The organism is Sphingomonas sp. Leaf407, from assembly GCF_001425385.1.
Taxonomy (GTDB): Bacteria; Pseudomonadota; Alphaproteobacteria; order Sphingomonadales; family Sphingomonadaceae; genus Sphingomonas.
In genome coordinates, this window is record NZ_LMQO01000001.1 from 1341956 (window position 1) to 1362599 (window position 20644).

Here is a 20644-nt window from a genome sequence, read left to right on the forward strand (position 1 = left end):
GATGGGGGTCCGCGCGCTGCGCTGGATCCGCGAAAACCTGCCGACGCGCGAATCGATGGAGGCCAACCGCTTCCTGCGCCCGGTCGCGCATCGTGTCCTTGCCCCCGAATTGTGGCGTTTCACCCGCCGGTCGGTGCCGCGCGGTGTGGCGCTGGGCATGTTCACCGGCATCCTGATTCCGCTGGGGCAGATACCGGCATCGGCGGTGCTGGCGCTGCCGCTTCGCGCCAATGTGCCGGCGGCGGCGCTGACGACGTTCTTCACCAATCCGATCACCACCCCGCTGCTGTTCATCCTGTACTACAAGGTCGGGGCGTGGCTGCTGCACCTCGACCGGGCGGTGCCGGGCCAGCCGATCGGCGATGCGGTGGCGGCCCCGCCGGGCTGGCTCGACTGGCTGATCGCGGAAGTGGGTCCGGCCACCGCGCTCGGCATGGTGGTGTGTTCGGTGATCGGCGCGGTGCTGGGCTATGCCATTGCCGCACTGGGCTGGCGGTGGTGGATCGCCGCCAAGTGGAAGCGGCGGCACCAGCAGGAATAGCCGGTCCGGCGAAACCCGGTCGCGTCCTGACAGTTCGTTCCGTACATATTCCTAAAACGGAGCGCCGATGCCGCATTACACGCCCCTGATCGGTACTATCGTCCTCGCCCTGGTCGTCGCGTTCTTCATGGGGGCGCTGGCGCATCGGCTGCGGGTGTCGCCGATCGCGGGCTATCTGATGGCCGGGGTGCTGATCGGGCCGTTCACGCCCGGAGTGGTCGCCGATTCGGGGATCGCCACCGAACTGGCCGAGATCGGCGTCATCCTGCTGATGTTCGGCGTCGGGCTCCACTTCAGCCTGAAGGACCTGATGTCGGTGTGGCGGATCGCGGTGCCCGGCGCGATCGTGCAGATCGCCGCCGCGACGCTGATGGGGCTGGGCCTTGCGACATGGCTCGGCTGGCCGCTGGTCGCGGGCCTCTGCTTCGGCCTCGCGCTGTCGGTGGCGAGTACCGTGGTGTTGCTGCGCGCGCTGGAGGGGCGCTCGCTGGTCCAGACCGAGCGGGGGCGGATCGCGGTCGGCTGGCTGATCGTCGAGGATCTGGCGATGGTCGTGGCGCTCGTGCTGCTGCCGGTCGTCGCCGCCGCGCTCGACCCCGACAAGGCGGTGGCGATGCCGGCGATCCTGTGGTCGATCGCGACGACATTGGTGAAGGTCGGCGGGTTCGTCGCGCTGATGCTGATCGTCGGGCGGCGGGCGATCCCATGGGCGTTGCACTGGGTCGTGCATACCGGGTCGCGCGAGCTGTTCCGCCTCGCCGTGCTGGCCATTGCGCTGGGCGTCGCGTTCGGATCGGCGCTGGCGTTCGATGTGTCGTTTGCGCTGGGCGCCTTCTTCGCCGGGATGATCCTTGGCGAAACCGAACTCAGCCGCCGCGCGGCGCAGGAAACGCTGCCGTTGCGCGATGCGTTCGCGGTGCTGTTCTTCGTGTCGGTCGGCATGCTCGCCGACCCCAAGGTGCTGATCGAACAGCCGTTGCCGCTGCTCGCCACGGTCGGCATCATCGTGATCGGCAAGTCGGCGGCGGCATGGGTGATCGTCCGCGCATTCGGCCATCCGAATCGCACCGCCGCGACGGTCGCCGCCAGCCTTGCGCAGATCGGCGAATTCTCGTTCATCCTCGCCGGGCTGGGCACCAAGCTCGGCATCCTGCCGGCAGAGGCGCGCGACCTGATATTGGGCGGGGCGATCCTGTCGATCCTGGTCAATCCGGTGCTGTTCGCGATGGTCGCCGGACGCGGCACCGCGCCGCAGGACCCCAGCCGACAGGAAACCGAACGCGAGGAAGCGCGCGAGGAAGCGCGCGAGGACCATGTCGTCGTCATCGGTGCCGGCCGGGTCGGGCGGATCATCGCCAAGGGATGCCGTGACGCCGGCCGCGCCTTCGTGATCGTCGAGGACCAGCGCGATACCGCGCACACGGCGGCAAGCGAGGGGTGGAGCGTGGTCGTCGGCAATGCACTCGACGACCGGGTGCTGCGCGACGCAGGGGTGCCGCGCGCCACCAAGCTGCTGATCGCGATCCCCGGCGGGTTCGAGGCCGGGGCGATCGCCGCGCGGGCACGGGCGCTGAACCCCGATCTCTATGTCCTGTCGCGCGCGCATTCGGTGGACGAGGTCGCCTATCTCAAGCGCCACGGCGTCGACGAGGTCGTGCTGGGCGAGGAGGAGTTGGCGCGCACGATGCTGCGCCGGGCGGGCGAGCAGCGGGCGGCAACGGGATGACCCGACACCCGGTTGCCCCACGGTTCGCGCCGACGTAGCATCGCACGATCGAAGCAACGGGGGTGGATTCGGTGGCGATATTCTGGTCGATCGTGCGGATGATGCTGGCGCTGATCGCGATGACGGTGGCGAGTGGCGCGGAGGCGGGCGATGCCGTCCACGTACCGATCGCGATCCGGCTCTATGAAGGCGACCGGCTGATCGCGACACCGATCGTCTATACCCCCTACGGCCAGGCAACGACGATCCGGCTCGACCGGCCCGGCGGCTATGCCATCAGCGTCCGGCCGGAGCGCGCCACCATCGCCGGCAAGCCGGCGGCACAGGTCGCGGTCGAGGTAGCGCGGCAACAGGCGGGACGCTGGACGACGGTCAGCCGGCCGGTGCTACTGGTCGGGTGCGGCGGCGACGCCGCGATGGCGATCGACCGTCCCGGCGGCACGGCGGTACGGATCGAACTGGCCATCGATCCGGCGGCGATCGACCCGTCCTGCGCGAAACGCTGACGGTTTCGGTCGCGCCGCCGCCGTCCATGCGGTAGGCCGGGCGTCATGGTCCAGCTTCCCCACCCCACCGGCAACGTCGCGTTGCTGATCGATGCCGACAATGCCGGCGCCGCCTATCTCGATTCGGTGCTGACGGTGCTGGCCGAATTCGGCACGGTCAACGTTCGGCGCGCCTATGGCAACTGGCAGAAACCGGGCCTCAAAAGCTGGGAAAAGCTGTTGATGCGCCACGGGATCGAACCGTTCCAGCAGTTCGACATCACCAAGGGCAAGAACGCCACCGACATGCGCATGACCATCGACGCGATGGACCTGCTGTTGCGCGGGCGGATCACCGGTTTCGGCATCATGTCGTCGGACAGCGATTTCATGCCGCTGGCGCAGCGTATCCGCCAGGAAGGCGTGCCGGTGTACGGCTTCGGCACCGAACGCACGCCGCAGGGGTTCCGCGAGAGCTGCACCCGCTTCATCGACGTCGCGTCGCTGGATGTCGAGGATGTCGCCAACATGCCGCTGCCCCCCGCGATCGGCGGCGTCGGCGCGACCGCCGCGACCCCGGCGGCCAAGCCCACCCCCGCCCCGGCGCGCACCAGCCAGAAGGTCGACGTCGCCTTCGTCAAATTGCTGTCGGATGCCTATGATGCGTCGAAGATCGACAAGCGCGGTTTCGCCAGCCTGTCCGAAGTCGGCCAGCGCGCCGCCAACCGGTCGAGCTTCGACACGCGCAACTATGGGTTCAAGCGATTGTCCGACCTGATCGAAAAGGTCCGCGAGTTCGAGGTCGAACGGCGCGACACCGGGATCTTCGTCAAGCGGGTGTGAGTGTGGGGATTTGCAGCGGACGTCGCCCCAGCGAAGGCTGGGGCGGTTGGGCGGCACCGACCATACCCTGCCGACAGGATCGATCGGCGGTCATAAGACGGCCGTTCGTGGACACCTCCCCTCCCTGACAAGGGAGGGGAGCAGGTTGGAAAGGCATTTTCCCGGATGTCGAACCGGCCCGGACTGGACCGAATCAAACACCCGCCCCCTGCCAGTAGCTGAAGGCCGCCTGCTGGTGCCTGCGGACGTAGGCGGCAGCTTTTGGGCCGGTCCATGCGTCGGCATAGCCCGCCGGGGTCGCGGTATCGATCCACCAGCCCTGCCCCGGCAGCCCATCCGACTGGCGCACGACGAGGACGGCGAGGCCCGGTTCCCCCATCCCGGCGCCGGCGGCATCGATCGCGTCGAGCGTGCGGCACAGCGCGCGCATCTTCGGCCGGGTGAAGCCATGGCCGAGCGCCAGCAGCAGCCCGGAATAGGTCAGCGCCTGCCCCTCGCGCGCGGCGTCGATCAACAGCGCGCGGACCCGCGCGACGTCGGCGATCGCCCCCGGACCGCCATGGTCCGGGGGCGTCGGCATCAGCGGGTCAGCTTCTTGTAGGCAAGGCGCGTCGGCCGGTCGGCGGCGTCGCCCATGCGGCGGCGCTTGTCGGCCTCATATGCTTCGAAATTGCCCTCGAACCATTCGACGTGGCTGTCGCCCTCGAACGCGAGGATGTGGGTGCAGAGGCGATCGAGGAAGAAGCGGTCGTGGCTGATGACCACGGCGCAGCCCGCGAAGGATTCGAGCGCCTCTTCCAAGGCGCGCAGCGTCTCGACGTCGAGATCGTTGGTCGGTTCGTCGAGCAGCAGGACGTTGCCGCCCTCCTTGAGCATCTTGGCGATGTGGACGCGGTTGCGCTCACCGCCCGACAATTGGCCGACCTTCTTCTGCTGGTCCTGGCCCTTGAAGTTGAACGCGCCGACATAGGCGCGCGTGCCCAGTTCCTGCTTGCCGAAGCGGAACACGTCGAGGCCGTCCGACACTTCCTCCCACACGTTCTTGTTGGGGTCGAGGTCGTCGCGCGACTGGTCGACATAGCCGAGCTTCACGGTCTGTCCGACGTCGATCGTGCCGCCGTCGGGCTGTTCCTGACCGGTGATGAGCTTGAACAGCGTCGACTTGCCTGCCCCGTTCGGGCCGATCACGCCGACGATGCCGCCCGGCGGCAGGCTGAAATCGAGATTCTCGAACAGCAGCTTGTCGCCATAGGCCTTGGTCAGCCCTTCGGCCTCGATCACCTTGCCGCCCAGACGGTCGGGAATCTGGATCAGGATCTGCGCCTTGCCGACGACGCGGTTCTCCTGATTCTTGACCAGTTCGTCGAACGCGCGGATGCGGGCCTTCGACTTGGTCTGGCGCGCCTTGGGGGTCTGGCGCATCCATGCCAGCTCGTCCTGGATCGCCTTGGCCTTGCCGGCCTCGTCGCGCTCTTCCTGTTCGAGCCGCTTGGCCTTCTTTTCCAGATAGCCCGAATAGTTCGATTCATAGGTGTAGTAGCGCCCGCGATCGAGTTCGAGCACCCAATTGACGACATTGTCGAGGAAGTAGCGGTCGTGCGTCACGAGGATGACGTTGCCGGTATATTCCTTGAGATAATTCTCCAGCCAGCCGACGCTTTCGGCGTCGAGGTGGTTGGTCGGTTCGTCGAGCAGCAGGATCTGCGGCTTTTCGAGCAGCAGCTTGCACAGCGCGACGCGGCGCTTTTCACCGCCCGACAGGTTTTCGACCGAGGCGTCGCCCGGCGGGCAGCGCAGCGCCTCCATGGCGATCTCGAGCTGGTTGTCGAGGCTCCAGCCGTCGACCGCGTCGATCTTGGCCTGGAGATCGCCCATTTCCTCGAGCAGCTTGTCGAAATCGGTGTCGTCCTGCGGATCGCCCATTTCGGCCGAGATGGCGTTGAAGCGATCGACCAGATCGGCGACCGGACGCACGCCGTCCTTGACGTTTTCGATCACCGTCTTGGTGTTGTCGAGCTTGGGCTCCTGCGCCAGATAGCCGACCTTGATCCCCTCGGCGGCCCATGCCTCGCCGGTGAATTCGGTGTCCATCCCCGCCATGATCTTCATCAGCGTGGACTTGCCCGCGCCGTTCGGCCCGATGATCGCGATCTTCGCGTCGGGCAGGAATTGCAGGTGGATGTTGTTGAGCACCGGCTTGTTGGCGCCGGGGAAGGTCTTGGTCAGGCCCTTCATCACATAGCTGTACTGCACGGCCATTGCCGAAGGCTCCGTTTCATATTGTCGGGGATGGTCAGACGTGTTGTTCCGCGATGTAGCGTCGGGGCGATGGGTTGGCAACGCGGGCGACGGCACGCTTGCGTGCCCGCGCACACGCGCCTTGCATCGCTGTCGAACGTATGGAACGCAGGCGAACCGAGTTCCACGGGGGATTTCCATGCGCCGTCTGCTTCTTGCCGCCCTGTTCCTGCCCTTGCCGGCACTGGCCCAGCCGACCACCGCGCAGGTCGCGGCCCTGCGCGATGCGGCGCTTGGCGATACGCTGGCGTGGGACATCACCGAAGGGCTGACGACCGAGATCGGCCCGCGTCTCGCCGGCACCCCCGACGAGGCACGCGCCCGCGTCTGGGCGGTGGCGCGGTTGAAGGCGCTGGGGTTCAGCAATGTCCGGATCGAACCGTTCCCGATGGCGGTGTGGGTGCGCGGCGAGGAGAAGGCGGCGATCCTAGCCCCCTTCCCGCAGCCGCTGGCGATCACCGCGCTCGGCAATTCGGGATCAACCGGTAACGACGGGCTGATCGGGGAGGTGGTGTTCTTCCCGACGCTCGACGATCTGAAGGCCGCGCCCGACGGGAGTCTCAAGGGCAGGATCGCGTTCGTCAGCCATGCGATGGCGGCGACGCAGGACGGATCGGCGTACGGCCCCGCCGGACAGGTGCGCCGCGCCGGCCCGGCGATCGCGGCGCAGAAGGGCGCGGCGGCAATCGTCATCCGCTCGATCGGGACCGACCGGCACCGGGTGCCGCATACCGGCAGCACCGTCTTTCCGGCGGGAACGACAGCGATTCCGGCGGGCGCGCTGTCGGTGCCCGATGCCGAACAGCTCGAACGGGTCCTGAAGCGCGGCCAGCCGGTGCGGCTGAAACTGCTGCTGACCCCGCGCCAGACCGGCACGCGCGAATCGGGCAACGTCATCGCCGAGGTGCCGGGCAGCGATCCCTCCGCCGGCATCGTGCTGATCGGCGGGCATCTCGATAGTTGGGATCTGGGCACCGGCGCGATCGACGACGCGGCGGGGCTTGGCATCACCACGGCGGCGGCCAAGCGGATCATGGCGGCGGGGCAGCCGCGCCGCACGATCCGTCTGGTCTGGTTCGGCGCGGAGGAAGTGGGCGGCGTCGGCGGGCGCGCCTATGCCGAGGCGCACAAGGGCGACATCCATGCCACCGCGTCGGAAAGCGACTTCGGCGCCGACCGGGTGTGGCAGTTCGACGTCGGCCTGCCGGCGGAAGCGGCGGCGGTGGGCGACCGACTCGCCACCGCACTCGCCCCACTGGGTATCACGCGCGGCAACAAGTTCGCGGGCGACGGCACCGATATTGGTCCGACGCTGGCACTGGACGTCGCGGGGGTCGATCTGTCCCAATCGGGCCTGCGCTATTTCGATCTACATCACACCGCCGACGACACGCTCGACAAGATCGACCCCGCGCAACTCCAGCAGAACGTAGCGGCATGGACCGCGATGCTGGCGGTCGTCGCCCATGCGCCCGAACCGATCGGGCGGGTCGTCCGGCCACGCTGAAACGCGGCGACTTGTGTCCGAACTGTTGCCGAACCGGTCCTCCATTGGTCGCAAAGCCGCATTGCTGCCACAATTGGAGATTGACGGCGGCGCAGCATACGTTATTGCGGCTGGTGTCGCGGCGGCGGTTTCGCCGGACCAACGCGAAGTCAATTTTCGGGAGCCACCCACATGAAGAAGATCCTCCTCGTCGCCGCTGCTGCCGGCCTCCTCTCGGTCGCCGCTTGCAAGAACACCCCGGCCGACAACGCCGCGGATGCCGCTTCGGACAACCTGGAAATGATGGCCGACAACCTCGAAGCACAGGCTGAGAACACCTCGAACGAGGCCGTTGCGGCCGACCTGATGAACGCTTCGGAGAACGCCGAAGACGCTTCGGACGCGATCGAGAACACCGCCGAGCTGAACGGCATGTAATCCCCTTTCCGGCCGGGTTCGCCCGGCCGGAAACCGGATGCGAAAAAAGGGGCACCCCGGCGACGGGATGCCCCTTTTTTTGGCTGGCTGATGGCTTCGCAAGTGCGAAGTCAGCCGTGACCGGATGGCGCGATCATGGCACGATTGGGGCGTCGACCTGCGTCGTGCCGCTGCCATGATCGAACGCATCGTCGCCTTGTTCCATCGCCACCCGGTGTGCCGCCGCCAGCCGGCGGTGGGCATCGCGGGCAGCACCCGATTGCGCTTCGCGGGCCAGTGCCTGTTCCTGCACGAACCGGCGGGTGTGATAGGCGCGGGCCTCGTCGTCCTCCGTCGGCCGGTCGGTCGGCCGCCACCAGTTGCGCAACCCCCACATCGCATCTTCTCCCGTGCGAATGGCCGGGGCGTCGTTGCACCCCGGCCACGAGGTTTCAGAACTGGAAGCCAACACCGGCATTCGCCCCGGCATAGCCCCGGCTGTCATAGGTGCCGCCGACCTTCACGACCGCCCGCCCGTCGTTAAAGACACGCGACGCTCCGAAGGCGATCGCCGACTGTCCGCGATAGGTGCCGCCGCCGACCGCGACCATCGTCGCACCCGGCTCCATCGCCTGCGGCAGCGCCGCCACCGCCATCGCCGCCGACGATCCCGCGCTCATGTCGCGGCGGATCGTGCCGAGGTCGAAGCCGACGTCGGTCAGCCGGGCATCGATGTAGCTGGTCGCCTGCGACAACGTGTCGCGCATCCCCGACTGGAGCTGCCCCAGATTGACCGCGTCGGTCGCCGCCGTGCCCGCCGCGACGTTGCGCAGAGCGACGGGCGTGTTGCCGTTACCGAGGCTGACGTTGCCGCTCGGATCATATTGCACCGAGTTGCTGCCGAGCGCGAGCGCCGCCTGTGCCGTTTGGTTGGTGGCATAAAGCTGCGACCCGTTGACCGCCTGGGTCGAGGTGGCCGACACCGTGCCGGCCGCGACATTGGCGAGCGTGACCGGCGCCGCCGCATTGCCCCCGGCGAGCGTCACCTGATTGGTGCGTTGCCCGGCGGCGTTGCGATCATATTGCAGGCTGTTCGACGATTGCTGGGCGACGGCGAACAACTGCCCGCCATTGACCGCGTCGGTCGATCCGGCGGCGACGGTGCCGCTGGCGACATTATGCAGCCCGACCGGGGCGGCGGTGTTGGCGCCGACCAATGTCACGTCGTTGGTGCGCGTGCCGCCGTTGGGCGTCGTCGGGCTGCCGGGGTTGCTGTACTGGATCGCCGCCACCGTGCTGCCGGTGATCGTGTTCTGGATCGTGGTGATCGCCGAGGTGTTGGACGCGACCTGGGCATTGGTCGTCGCCAATTGTCCGCCGTTAACCGCATCGGTCGATCCGGCGACCAGCGCGCCGTCGCGCACGTTGCGCAGGCCCACCGGACCGCCGCTGGCGCCGACCAGCGTCGTATCGTCGGTCGGGGTGCCGCCGTTGGGCGTGGTGGGCGTGGCGGCATCGGCATATTTGATCGGGGAATTGCCGACCTGCGTCTGGAGGTTGGTGATCGCGGTGCTGTTCGCATCGACCCGCGTCGTCAGGTTGGTGACGGCGGTGCCGGTGCCCGCGATATTGCTTTGCAGATTGGTGATCGCGGTGGTGTTGTTCGCGATCTGCGTAGTGTTGTTCGTGACGCGGGTGTCGAGGTTGGCGACATTGCCCTCGACCGTGGTCAGCCGCCCTTCGGTGCCGGTCACACGGGTGTCGAGCGCGGCCACCGCCTGGTTGGTGGTGTTGAGCTGATCGCCGTTGACCGCATCGGTCGACCCGGCTCCCACGGTGCCGCCGCGAACGTTGTGGAGCGCCACCGCGCCGCCGCTCGCGCCGACCAGCGTCAGTTCGTCGGTCACGGTGCCGCCGTTCGGCGTCGTCGGCGCCGCGGCGGTCGAATAGCGCACCGGCCCCGCCGATCCGCTGCCGATCTGGGCGATCAGCGCGGTATTGGCCGCCACCTGCGTATTGGTGGCGAAGAGCTGCGCCCCGTTCACTGCTTCGGTCGAGGTGGCGGAGAGCGCCCCCGCCGCGACATTGCCCAGCACCGTGCCGTTCGCGCCGCCAAAGGTCAGCCGGTCGCGCGCGACATTGTCGTATTGCGCGGCGCTGGCGCTCAGCGCGGCAAGGCCGGCGGTGTTGGCGAGGACGCGCGTATCGAGCCCGCCGATCGAGGTCAGCGCGCCGTCGAGCCGCTGGTTGGTGGCATAGAGTTGCGACCCGTTGACCGCCTCGGTCGAGGTGGCGCTGAGCGCACCCGTGCCGACATTGCCGATCGTCACCACCTGACCGGGCGTCGTGCCGACCAGCGTGACCCCGCCGGTGCGATTGCCCGCCGCATCGACGTCGTAGCGCACGGCGTTGGCGACCCCGCCTTGCAGCGAAGCGATCTGCTGGGTGTTGGTCGTCACGCGGGTGTCGAGGCCGGCGACCTGCGTGTTGGTCGCGAAGAGCTGCGCGCCGTTGACCGCCTCGGTCGAGGTGGCGGTGAGCGCTCCGGCGCCGACGTTGGCCAGGGTCACGGTCGCGCCGGGGGTGGTGCCGATGAAGGTCACGCCGCCGGTCCGGGCACCACTGGCGTCGGTGTCGTAGCGCACCGCATTGACCGCCCCGCCCTGAAGCGCCGCAATATCCTGCGTATTGGTCGTGACGCGGGTGTCGAGGCCGGCGATGGCGGTGGTATTGCCGACGATGGCGGTGGTGTTGCCGACGATGGCGGTGGTGTTGTCGGTCACGCGGGTGTCGAGGCCGCCGATCGCGGTGGTGTTGGTCGTCACCCGCGTGTCAAGTGCGCCGATCCCGGCGGTGTTCGTCGCGACCTGCGTATTGGTTGCGAACAGTTGCGATCCGTTGACCGCATCGGTCGAGGTTGCGCTCAACGCACCCGCACCGACGTTGCCGAGCGTCACCGTCGCGCCGGGGGTGGTGCCGACCAACGTCACGCCGCCGGTGCGAACGCCCGCCGCATCGGTGTCATAGCGCACCGCATTGGCGACACCGCCCTGAAGTGCGGTAATATCCTGCGTATTGGTCGTGACGCGGGTGTCGAGGCCGCCGATGGCCGTGGTGTTGGTCGTCACCCGCGTGTCGAGTGCGCCGATCCCGGCGGTGTTGGTCGCGACCTGCGTATTGGTCGCGAACAGTTGCGATCCGTTGACCGCCTCGGTCGAGGTTGCGCTCAACGCGCCCGCACCGACGTTGCCGAGCGTCACCGTCGCGCCGGGGGTGGTGCCGACCAGCGTCACCCCGCCGGTCCGGGCACCAGCCGCATCGGTATCGTAGCGTACGGAGTTGGCAACGCCGCCTTGAAGCGTGACAATATCCTGCGTGTTGGTCGTGACGCGGGTGTCTAGTCCGGCAATGGCGGTCGTGTTGCCGGTCGTCCGGGTATCGAGCCCGCCGATCGCGGTCGTGTTGTCGGTCACGCGGGTGTCGATGCCGCCGATCGCGGTGGTGTTGGTCGTGACGCGCGTATCGAGCGCGCCGATCCCGGCGGTGTTCGTTGCGACCTGCGTGCTGGTCGCGAACAGTTGCGATCCGTTGACCGCCTCGGTCGAGGTCTCGTTCAAGGCGGCCGGCGCGACGTTGCCGAGCGTCACGGTGGCGCCCGGCGTCACCCCGGCAAGCGTCACGCCGCCGGTCCGCACCCCGGCGGCATCGGTGTCGTAGCGGACCGCATTGGCGCTCTGCCCCTGCAACACCGTGACATCGCCCTGCACGGTCGTGATCGCGCCGGTGTTGGCGGCGACCTGCGTATTGGTGGCGAACAGTTGCGATCCGTTGACCGCTTCGGTCGAGGTCGCGGTCACGGCACCCGCGCCGACATTGCCGAGCACGGTCCCCGCCGCCCCGGCCAGCGTCGCGCGGGCGCGGGTCGCGTCGTCGTAGCGCAGCGCGACCGCCGAAAGCGCGTCGACCTGCCCCGCGACGCCCGCGACCTGCCCGACCGTCGCGGCATCGGTCGCGGCCGATCCGGCGGCGACGTTGGTGATCTGACGCAGGCCACCGGCGGCACCGACCGAGACTTCGCCGGCCGAGGTCTGCGTGCCGGCGAGGCCAACCGCGGTGTAGCCGCCGAGCGCCCCGCGCGTGGCGAGCGATCCGGCGCCGAGCGCCACGCTGTTGGCGGCGGTGACTTGCGCATTGGTGCCAAAGGCGATGCTGCCGGTCGCGCCGGCTTCGGCACGGGCGTTGTTGCCAAAGGCGATGGCGTTGATGTCGGAGGCGAACGAGGCGACACCCTCCGCGCCCAGCCCGCTGATGCGATTGCCGCCGATCGAGATGCCGGCCGGCGTGTCGAGGCTGATCGAATCGGTCGTGAGCTGGCACTGGTCGGTCGGGCCGACGACGTTGCCGCCGGTATCGAGCACCTGCAGCGTGATCGGCTGGCCCGACGCGGCCTGATTGAGCAACCCGGTGACATTGGTGTTGAGCGGCGGCAGCGGCAGCAGGGCGCTGAGCAGCGGGATGCCGAGGATGCTGTTGACCCGTCCTTCCAGCGGACCGGTGATGCCGGTGACGACCGGCGAGAGAATATCGGTGACGACCGAACGCGGGAGCTGGACGCCGCTGCACGCGCTGACGACGCGGTTCTGGGCGGCGGCCTGACTGGCGATACCGGTGCCGATCAGCATCGTGGTTCCCATCAACGTGCGCAGGAACAGGCGCGAGACGGCGGGACGGGTTGGGGCAATGGCCGGGTGCATACATCCTCCTGTGTGCCGAGATTTCTATCTCGTCGGACGGATGCTGCTCCCCGGTTGGCGAACGTTCGCTTTTCAGAAAAAATACGCGAATTTCGGTATTTACGCGAGGGGCTTGCCCTGCACGGGAACTTTGGAGACCGGATTAATCGCCGGCCGTTCAGCCGCTTTGCGAAAATTCGGGGTAAATCGCTCAGGACGGTCCGGTGACGGACAAAGCGGGAACCGGTTCGCGCAAGACATTGATCGCTGGGCGAATATCGCCGCTATCGCTCCCTTTCCCTTCCGATACGGACCAATCGTTATCGATCCGTATCGATCCCGAGCGCACGGCAATCCTGCTATTGCGAAGCTTTCGCATGTCCGCTAGGCGGCAGCGCTCGGGGGATTTGAACTTGGTGTACGATATTCCTTTGCAGCAGTTGCTCGCGCTGGCGCTGACGGCGGTGGCGACACCCGGCCATGCCGGACCGGTCGACCTGCCCGATGCGCAGCGCGACATCGTCGTCACCGGCCGCGCCTCCCCCGCCCCGGCGGCGGCGGACGATCGCTACCAGCCGGTGCCCGATGCCTCGACGTTGCGCTCGGCCGCCTCGCCGCTCGCCGTGCCGCAGGCGGTCATTATCGTTCCCGCGCAGGTGATCGTCGACCAGCGCCCACGCTTCCTCGACGACGTGCTCGCCAACGTCAGCGGCATCACCCAGGGCAACACGTTGGCGGCGACGCAGGATACGGTGTTCAAGCGCGGGTTCGGGGCGAATCGCGACGGATCGGTGATGCACAACGGCATGCCGGTGGTGCAGGGCCGCGCGTTCAACGCCGCGACGCAGAGCGTGGAGGTGCTCAAAGGCCCCGCCTCGCTGCTCTATGGCATCATGGACCCCGGCGGGGTCATCAACCTCGTCAGCCGCAAGCCGCTGCTCGACGCGCAGGGCAGCGTCGCGCTGACCGGGTCGGCCCATGCCGCCGGGCGCGTCGGGCTGGAGGCGATGGGCGACGTGACGGGGCGGATCGCCGGCAATCTTGCCGGACGGCTGGTGCTCGACCATCAGGAAGAGGATTACTGGCGCAATTTCGGCGAGCGGCGCGACACGCTGATCGCGCCGTCGCTCGGCTGGTATGGCGGGGCCACGCAGGCGATCCTGTGGGTCGAGCTGCGGACATTCGACACGCCGTTCGATCGCGGCACCTCGCTCAATCCGGTGACGCTGACCCCGCTGGCGGTGCCCCGGCGGCGACGGCTGGACGAACCGAACAACCGGATGACCGGCGACAGCCAGTTGGTGCAGCTTGCGGTCGACCATCGGCTGGGCGGCGGGTGGAGCGCGCATCTCGCGACCAGCTTCAACAGCGAGCGCTATGACGCCGGGCAGCTCCGCGTCACCGGGGTCAATCCCGCGCGCGGCACGCTGACGCGCAGCAACGACGCGACGATCGGTTCGGTCAGCACCGACGCCTATGCGCAAGCCTATGTCGACGGCGGCTTCACCGCGCTGGGCGTCGAACACAAGATCCTGATCGGCGCGGAGGGCGAATATCGCCGCTATTATCGCCGCGACCTGATCCGCCAGGCGGTGCGCGGCGGCGCGTTCAGCTATCTGAACCCGGTGTATGGCCGCGAGCCGTTTCCGTCGACCGTGTCGGCCAGCGACAGCGACCAGACCGATACGCTCTACAATTATTCGTTGTTCGCGCAGGATTCGGTGACGATCGGCGACCTGATCGTCATCGCCGGCGGGCGGTTGCTGGGGTATGACCAGCGCGCCGGGCGCGGGCGGCCGTTCACCGCCAATACCGACCTGTCGGGATGGGACGTGGTGCCGCAGGCCGGGCTGGTATGGCGCGCGACGCCGGTGTTCTCGCTCTATGCCGGCTATACCCGCTCGGTCCGCCCGACCTCGACCATCGCGCCGCTGGCCGGGGGCACGACGATCACCGCCGCCTTCGCCCCCGAACGCGGCCGTTCGCTGGAGGCGGGCGCGAAGCTCGACCTGCCCGGCCGGATCACCGCCACGCTGGCGCTGTACGACATCGACAAGCGCAACGTGCTGGTGTCGCAGCTCAACCCGGCGACCGCACTCACCGAATTCCGCACCGCCGGCCGCGCCGCGTCGCGCGGGGTGGAACTGGATGTCGCGGGACAGGTGACGAACGCGCTCAGCCTGATCGGCAGCTATGCCCATACCCGCGCCCGTACGACGGAGGACCCGTTGTTCGCCGGCAATATGCTCGCCAATGTCGCGCCCGACACCGCGTCACTGTCGCTGGTCTATGACGTCGGGCCGGTTGCCGGCGGCGATGGCCTGCGCATCGGCGGCGGTGGCCGCCATGTCGGGCGGCGCGCGGGCGACAGCGCCAACAGCTTCTTCCTGCCGGCCTATCAGATCGCCGATGCGTTCGTCAGCTACGACCTGCGGCTCGGCGGACGCGCGGTAACGCTCCAGTTCAACCTGCGCAACCTCTTCGATACGACCTATTACACTTCCGCCATCAACCAATATGGCGTCGCGATCGGCGACCCGCGCCGGGCGATCGGCACGCTGCGCTTCCGCCTGTGACCGGAGACCGTACCCGATGACCCGCCGCGTACTGTTCCAGATCCACTGGTTCCTCGGCATCACCGCCGGCTTCGTGCTGGCGGTGATGGGTGTCACCGGCGCGACGATCGCGTTCGAGGACGAGATCGTCGCCGCGCTCAATCCCGGCATCGTCACCCTCGCGCCCGCCGCCGCCCCACCGCTTGCGCCCGACGCACTGGTCGCCGCAGCGTTGCGTGCGCATGGCGGGAAGGTGACGCGCTTGACGCTCCAGCGCGATCCGACGCTGGCGGCAAAAGTCACCTTCGCCCCGCCCAAGGGGCAACGGCGCGGCGAGACGCGCTATATCGATCCGCGCAGCGGAGCGCTGCTGCCCCATCCCGTGGGCGAAGGCTTCTTCCGCTTCGTCGAGGATCTGCACCGCTGGCTGGCGCTGCCCGGCGGGGCAAACGGGATCGGACGACAGATCACCGGCTTTTCGGCGATCGCGCTGATCTTCTTCGCGCTGTCCGGCCTATATCTGCGTTGGCCACGCCGCGCGCTCGATTGGCGGGCGTGGCTGGTGCTCGACCTGCGCAAGACCGGGCGCAACCTCTACCGCGCGCTGCATGCCGTCGTCGGTGGCTGGGTGCTGGTCTTTTACCTGTTGAGCGCGCTGACCGGGCTTACCTGGTCGTACGACTGGTACAAGCAGGGCGCACGCTATGTCCTGACCGGCAAGGCCGGCAACGAGCGCGAGCGGCGTGGGGCGGAGGCGGACGGCCCCGCCCCCGCGCTCGCCCCGGCATGGGCGACGTTCCTCGGGAGCGACGGCGCGCGCTACGACCGCGTCACCATCACCGTGCCCAGCGGCGATGCGCCGGTCACGATGCGGATGCTGCCACGCGGCGCGCGCTTCGACCGGATGACCGACGAACTGCGCTTCGACGTGGCGACCGGCGCGCTGGTGAAGGCCGAACGCTATGCGGCGCGTGGGGCAGGCGAGACGATCGCCGCGAACTTCTACGCGCTGCACACCGGATCGTTCTTCGGCCTGCCCGGCCGGATCGTGATGCTGCTGACCAGCCTGACGATGCCGCTGTTCACGATCACCGGGCTGTTGCTCTATCTGGCGCGGCGGCGGAGCAAGCGCGCGCTGGCGGCGGTCGCGGCGAGCCTGCCCGTCGCGACCGGGGGCGACGGACACGACCTGCTGGTGGTCCACGCCTCGCAGACCGGCAATGCCGAACGGCTTGCCCGCCTGTCCGCCGCCGCCTTTCCCGGCGCGCAAATCGCCGCGCTGGGCGATCTCGATCCCGCCACGCTGGCACAGGCGCGCCGCGCGCTGTTCGTCGTCGCGACCTATGGCGAGGGCCACGCCCCCGACCGCGCCCGCCGCTTCGAGGGGCGCGTAATGGCAGCGCCCGCCGATCTCGCGCAGCTCGACTATGCGGTGCTGGCATTGGGCGACCGGCAATATCCCGAGTTTTGCGCGTTCGGTCAGCGGGTTGATGCGTGGCTGCACCGAAGTGGCGGGCGACGCCTGTTCGACCGGGTCGAGGTGGACGGCGCCGACAATGACGCCGAACGCCATTGGCAGCAGCAACTGGCCGCGATTGCCGGCCATGCGATCCAGCCCGACTGGCAGCGTGCCGATTATGGCCGCTGGACGCTCACCGCGCGCGAGCAGGTCAATCCCGGCAGCCCCGGCGCGCCGGTGTTCCGCGTCATCCTGACCCCGGAGGTGCCGGTCGCCTGGCAACCCGGCGCGATCGCCGAAGTGATGCCGCGACACGATCCGGCACGGGTCGACCGCTGGCTCGCCACGGCCGGACGGGACGACGATGCCACGTTGCGCGCATCGCTTGTCGACAAGGTCCTGCCCGACGATCCGGCCGCCCCGCTCCGCCCGCTGGCGCACCGCGACTATTCGGTCGCCTCGATCGCCGAATCGGGCGCGGCCGAACTGCTGGTGCGCGCCTGCCCTGCCCCCGACGGCGGCCTCGGCCTCGGATCGGGCTGGCTGACGCGGGTCGCCCCGCTCGGCGGGACGATCGCGCTGCGCGTCCGCGACAACCCCGGCTTCGCGCCGGCGGCGGACGATGTGCCGATCGTGCTGATCGGCAACGGCACCGGCATCGCCGGGCTGATGGCACATCTGCGTGCCCGTGCGCGGATTGGGGGTGCGCCGGCATGGCTGCTCTATGGCGAACGGACCCGCGCCCACGACCGGCCCTATGCCGCCGAACTCGATTCGTTGCAGGCGCAAGGCACGCTTACCCGCCTCGATCTCGCCTTCTCGCGCGATGCGGAGTGCGGCCGCTACGTCCAGCATCTCGTCGCCGAGGCGGCCGACGGGATCGCCGACTGGGCGGCGCGGGGGGCGGCGATCTACGTCTGCGGCAGCCTGAGCGGCATGGCCGGCGCGGTCGACGCCGCGCTGCGGGCGATCCTCGGCGACGAGGTGCTGGAGACGATGGCGCAGGAAGGCCGCTACCGCCGCGACGTGTATTGATCGGACTCATCGTGGGAGCGGAAAGAAAATGCCGCTCCCTAAAAACCACTTTCCTACACGCGACGTTCGCTGGAACATACAGCGAACATCGAGGAGGAAGGCATGACGACGATCGAAGCTCCCGGGGGGTTCGTCCCTCAACTGGCGCTCAGTTTCGGGAATCGCGGCGGCGCACCGGCAGCGGTGACGCGCGCGACGCCGCTGCCGGTGCGCACGACCCTGCCCCCGGCGGATACCGTCGCACTGGTCGGGCAAGCGAGCGATACCGGGCTGATCGGCCCGTTCCTGCCCGAGCCCGGGCGGACGATCTGGATCGCGCTGACCGGTGACTGGCGCGGCACCGTGCGCGTACTGCGGGCGAGCGACTCCGCTGCCACCCCGCTGCCACTGACGATCGGCGGCAGCGACTGGGGCGTGTTCACCGCCAACGCGCAGGAACCGGTCGGCGAGGAGAGCGTCGCGGGCGCGGCATGGTGGCTGCAGTTCGAACGGACCGGCGGCACGCTGGGCTATGAGGTGCGCCAATGAGCATCGACAGCCTTGCCCGCGCGCTCGCTGTCCGTGCCGCCATGCCGGCACTCGTCCGGCCGCAGCGGGTCGCCACCCGCATCTTCGGCGGTCGCATCTATAACGTCCGGCCGGTCACGACCGATGTCGTCACCTATGAAACGCTGATCGCGCTCGCCGCGCCGGCCGAGGCGATCCGCGTGCTGTTTGCGTTCGGCCAGACGGTGTCGGGCGATGCGGTGACGCCGCGCGCCACCGTCACCGCCGCCAGCGTCGCCTCGATCGCGCAGATCCCGGCGGGTGAGACGGTGCTGGTGCCGGTGCCCGACTGCGTGCCGTCCGGCGGGACCATCCCGCAGTTCGCGCCCGCAGGGGCGGCAGGCCGGCGGGTGTTCTATCGCAGCGCGTGGGTGTCGCTGCCCTCGGTGCCGCGCGGTGACGGTCATGGCGGCGCGCTCTATGCCGTGCGCACCTCACTGTCGCTCGCCGATGGCAGCGGGAACGTCGTGCTGCTCGGCAACGGCACCGACCGGTTCGACAATTGGGACGCGCACCCCTCGGGCCGGTTGTTCCGGATGCGCTCCAAGATCGGCGTGTCGGCGACCAACTGGGCGGGGATGACCGATGCGAACAGCATCGCCGCCACCGGATCGCCGGTCGTCGGCCTCGAATATCTGGCGCGCGGCAAGGTGGTGAGCGTGATGGGCTTCGGCGACAGCATCGCCGAAGGGCGCGGCACCTATCTGAACGAGGGGTTCGGCCTGCCCGCCTGTGTCGCCGCGTCGCGCAATCCGGGCGGGATCGCGTTCGAATGGTCGAACCTCGGCTGGTCGGGCCATGCGATGGCGCAGACCACCGAACAGGTGCAGGCGGCGATCGCCTTCGGCCTGCGCCCGTCGCTGGCGGTCGTGCCCCTCGGATCGCCGAACAATGCCTCTGGCGGGGCGATCACCCCGGCGCAGGTCGGCGCGATGCGGTTGCAGGCGGCGGAGGCGACCGCCGCGCTGGAACGCGCCGGCGTGCCCGTCCTGCCATTCACATGGGCGCCGACCGACCCGCGTGTCCGCGCCTATGGCGCCAGCGACGCGCTGCGCCGCGCCTATGGCGCCGATGCGGCGGCGATGGCGCGTGGCGGCGGCATGGTGTGCGACTTCGCCGAGGCGCTGTCCGGCCCGCCCGACGCGCAGGGGCAGAGCGTGCCGCCGGCAAATCTGATGCCCGATGGCATCCACCCCGGCGACGCGGGCAACGCCATCCTCGCCAACCTGCTGCGCGCCGCGCTCGATCGCATGGCCGATTGCCGCCCCGGCTATCGCGCCGCTTGATCCCGGAGGCTTGCGGCGCGATAGGATACGGTATCGCATCGCAAGCTGGGGGGCATGGATGGCGAAGCGGTTTCTCTGCGTCCATCAGGGCGCCGAACTCTACGGATCGGACCGGAGCTTCCTGCAGGCGGTGCGGAGCCTGCGCGACGGCTGGCCCGATGCGCGCATCGACGTGCTGCTTGCGGTCGACGGGCCGCTTGGCACCGCGCTCGCCGATGTCGCCGACCGGGTCCGCGTGCGCGACCTGTGCGTCCTGCGCCTCGCCACGCCCGTCCGCACGCTGGGCAAGGCGACGGTCGCCGCGCCATGGTATCTGGCCGCCGCCGCCTATGACATGGCGCGCGCCGATCTGGTCTATATCAATACCATCGTCATTGCCGATTTCACCGCCGCCGCCCGGATGATGCCGGGGCGCAGCGTGATTCATGTCCGCGAAATTCCCAAGCCGCGCGCGCTGCCGATTCTCCGCGGCCTGCTGCGCTGGAGCCGCGCCGGGCTGATCTTCAATTCGGCGGCGACCCGCGCCATCTTCGCGACCCTTGCCGACCAGCGTCACGCCGTCATCCATAACGGCGTCGATCCGATGGAGGGCGCAACGGCACCAGACCTGCCGCCCCGTTTCACCCCAGAACGCCCGCTGCGGCTCGCGATGCTCGGCCGGATCAGCGACTGGAAGGGGCAGGACCTGTTGATCGAGGCGCTTGGCCGTCTGCCCGCCGGGCGGACGGCGGCGATCCGCCTGCGCATCGTCGGCGGCAGCTACCGCGACACCCCCCAACCCGTCGCCGCGCTGACCGCCGCCATCGCCGCGCACGGGCTGGAGGACAGCGTCACGCTGGAGCCGTTCCGCGACGATCCGGGCGGGGTCTATGGCTGGGCCGACCTGTGCATCGTGCCCTCGCGCCTGCCCGAACCGTTCGGGCGAGTCGCGATCGAGGCGATGGCGCATGGCCGCCCGGTCATCGCCGCCGCGCACGGCGGCCTGATCGAGATCGTCACCGATGGCGATTCGGGCTGGCTGGTTACCCCGAACGATCCGGCGGCACTGGCCCGGGCGATCGCCGCCGCGCAGGACGATCCGGCCGAGATCGCCCGGCGCGGTGCGGAAGCGCTCGACCGGTTCGGCACCCACTTCGCGACCGCGATCATGGATACCGCGCTGCGCACGACGATCGCATCATGGTTGCCACCACAAAGCGCCCGCGACATGCGCCGCGACCAGGCGTAGGATCGC

General features: G+C 69.0%; 15 protein-coding genes. 11 read left to right on the plus strand and 4 right to left on the minus strand.

The window, feature by feature from the left end; all coding sequences use genetic code 11:
* Position 1 precedes the first annotated feature (1 nt).
* From ASG37_RS06070 to ASG37_RS06085, 4 genes are all read left to right on the plus strand, one after another.
* Entirely contained in the window at positions 2-541 is a 540-nt protein-coding gene (locus tag ASG37_RS06070; protein WP_055757408.1) for a DUF2062 domain-containing protein, read from the plus strand.
* A gap of 67 nt (positions 542-608) precedes the next feature.
* Positions 609-2267, plus strand: a complete 1659-nt coding sequence (ybaL, locus tag ASG37_RS06075) for a YbaL family putative K(+) efflux transporter (protein WP_055756971.1) — start codon at positions 609-611, stop codon at positions 2265-2267.
* A 71-nt stretch (positions 2268-2338) separates the two neighbouring features.
* Positions 2339-2773 carry a hypothetical protein gene (locus ASG37_RS06080; protein WP_156349263.1) on the plus strand — a complete coding sequence of 145 codons (435 nt, stop codon included), beginning with the start codon at positions 2339-2341 and terminating at the stop codon, positions 2771-2773.
* Between the two features lie 45 nt (positions 2774-2818).
* The gene (locus tag ASG37_RS06085) at positions 2819-3595 is read left to right on the plus strand and encodes an NYN domain-containing protein (RefSeq protein WP_055756975.1); all 777 of its coding nucleotides are present in this window, start codon (positions 2819-2821) and stop codon (positions 3593-3595) included.
* A gap of 193 nt (positions 3596-3788) precedes the next feature.
* On the opposite strand, the gene ASG37_RS06090 is transcribed toward ASG37_RS06085, so the two are convergent.
* A complete protein-coding gene (locus tag ASG37_RS06090) occupies positions 3789-4175 on the minus strand; it encodes a hypothetical protein (RefSeq protein WP_055756977.1) in 387 nt (128 codons plus the stop codon).
* Positions 4175-5854 (minus strand): energy-dependent translational throttle protein EttA, encoded by a 1680-nt coding sequence (ettA, locus tag ASG37_RS06095; protein ID WP_055756979.1) that lies wholly within the window; start codon positions 5852-5854, stop codon positions 4175-4177. The genes ASG37_RS06090 and ettA overlap by 1 nt, the downstream gene beginning before the upstream one ends.
* 178 nt (positions 5855-6032) lie before the next feature.
* Here ettA and ASG37_RS06100 point away from each other — a divergent pair, with 178 nt between their 5' ends.
* Both ASG37_RS06100 and ASG37_RS06105 read left to right on the plus strand, forming a co-directional pair.
* A complete protein-coding gene (locus ASG37_RS06100; protein WP_156349264.1) occupies positions 6033-7400 on the plus strand; it encodes a M20/M25/M40 family metallo-hydrolase in 1368 nt (455 codons plus the stop codon).
* Positions 7401-7571: 171 nt separating this feature from the next.
* Positions 7572-7817, plus strand: a complete 246-nt coding sequence (locus ASG37_RS06105; protein ID WP_055756981.1) for a hypothetical protein — start codon at positions 7572-7574, stop codon at positions 7815-7817.
* A 133-nt stretch (positions 7818-7950) separates the two neighbouring features.
* On the opposite strand, the gene ASG37_RS06110 is transcribed toward ASG37_RS06105, so the two are convergent.
* Positions 7951-8193: a hypothetical protein gene (locus ASG37_RS06110; protein ID WP_055756983.1), complete on the minus strand. Its 243-nt coding sequence runs from the start codon at positions 8191-8193 to the stop codon at positions 7951-7953.
* Between the two features lie 55 nt (positions 8194-8248).
* Entirely contained in the window at positions 8249-12550 is a 4302-nt protein-coding gene (locus ASG37_RS06115; protein WP_082448596.1) for a beta strand repeat-containing protein, read from the minus strand.
* Between the two features lie 395 nt (positions 12551-12945).
* Between ASG37_RS06115 and ASG37_RS06120 the strand changes: the two genes are divergently transcribed.
* The 5 genes from ASG37_RS06120 to ASG37_RS06140 all read left to right on the plus strand — a co-directional run bounded on the left by ASG37_RS06120 (position 12946) and on the right by ASG37_RS06140 (position 20638).
* Positions 12946-15105 carry a TonB-dependent siderophore receptor gene (locus tag ASG37_RS06120; protein WP_235525313.1) on the plus strand — a complete coding sequence of 720 codons (2160 nt, stop codon included), beginning with the start codon at positions 12946-12948 and terminating at the stop codon, positions 15103-15105.
* A gap of 16 nt (positions 15106-15121) precedes the next feature.
* On the plus strand, positions 15122-17578 hold the full coding sequence (locus ASG37_RS06125) for a PepSY domain-containing protein (RefSeq protein ID WP_055756988.1): 2457 nt from the start codon (positions 15122-15124) through the stop codon (positions 17576-17578).
* A gap of 102 nt (positions 17579-17680) precedes the next feature.
* Complete coding sequence (locus tag ASG37_RS06130; protein WP_055756990.1) at positions 17681-18106, plus strand: hypothetical protein; 426 nt, start codon at positions 17681-17683, stop codon at positions 18104-18106.
* The gene (locus ASG37_RS06135; RefSeq protein ID WP_055756991.1) at positions 18103-19410 is read left to right on the plus strand and encodes an SGNH/GDSL hydrolase family protein; all 1308 of its coding nucleotides are present in this window, start codon (positions 18103-18105) and stop codon (positions 19408-19410) included. Before ASG37_RS06130 ends, ASG37_RS06135 begins: the two co-directional genes overlap by 4 nt.
* 58 nt (positions 19411-19468) lie before the next feature.
* A complete protein-coding gene (locus ASG37_RS06140; protein ID WP_055756993.1) occupies positions 19469-20638 on the plus strand; it encodes a glycosyltransferase family 4 protein in 1170 nt (389 codons plus the stop codon).
* Positions 20639-20644: the final 6 nt, after the last annotated feature.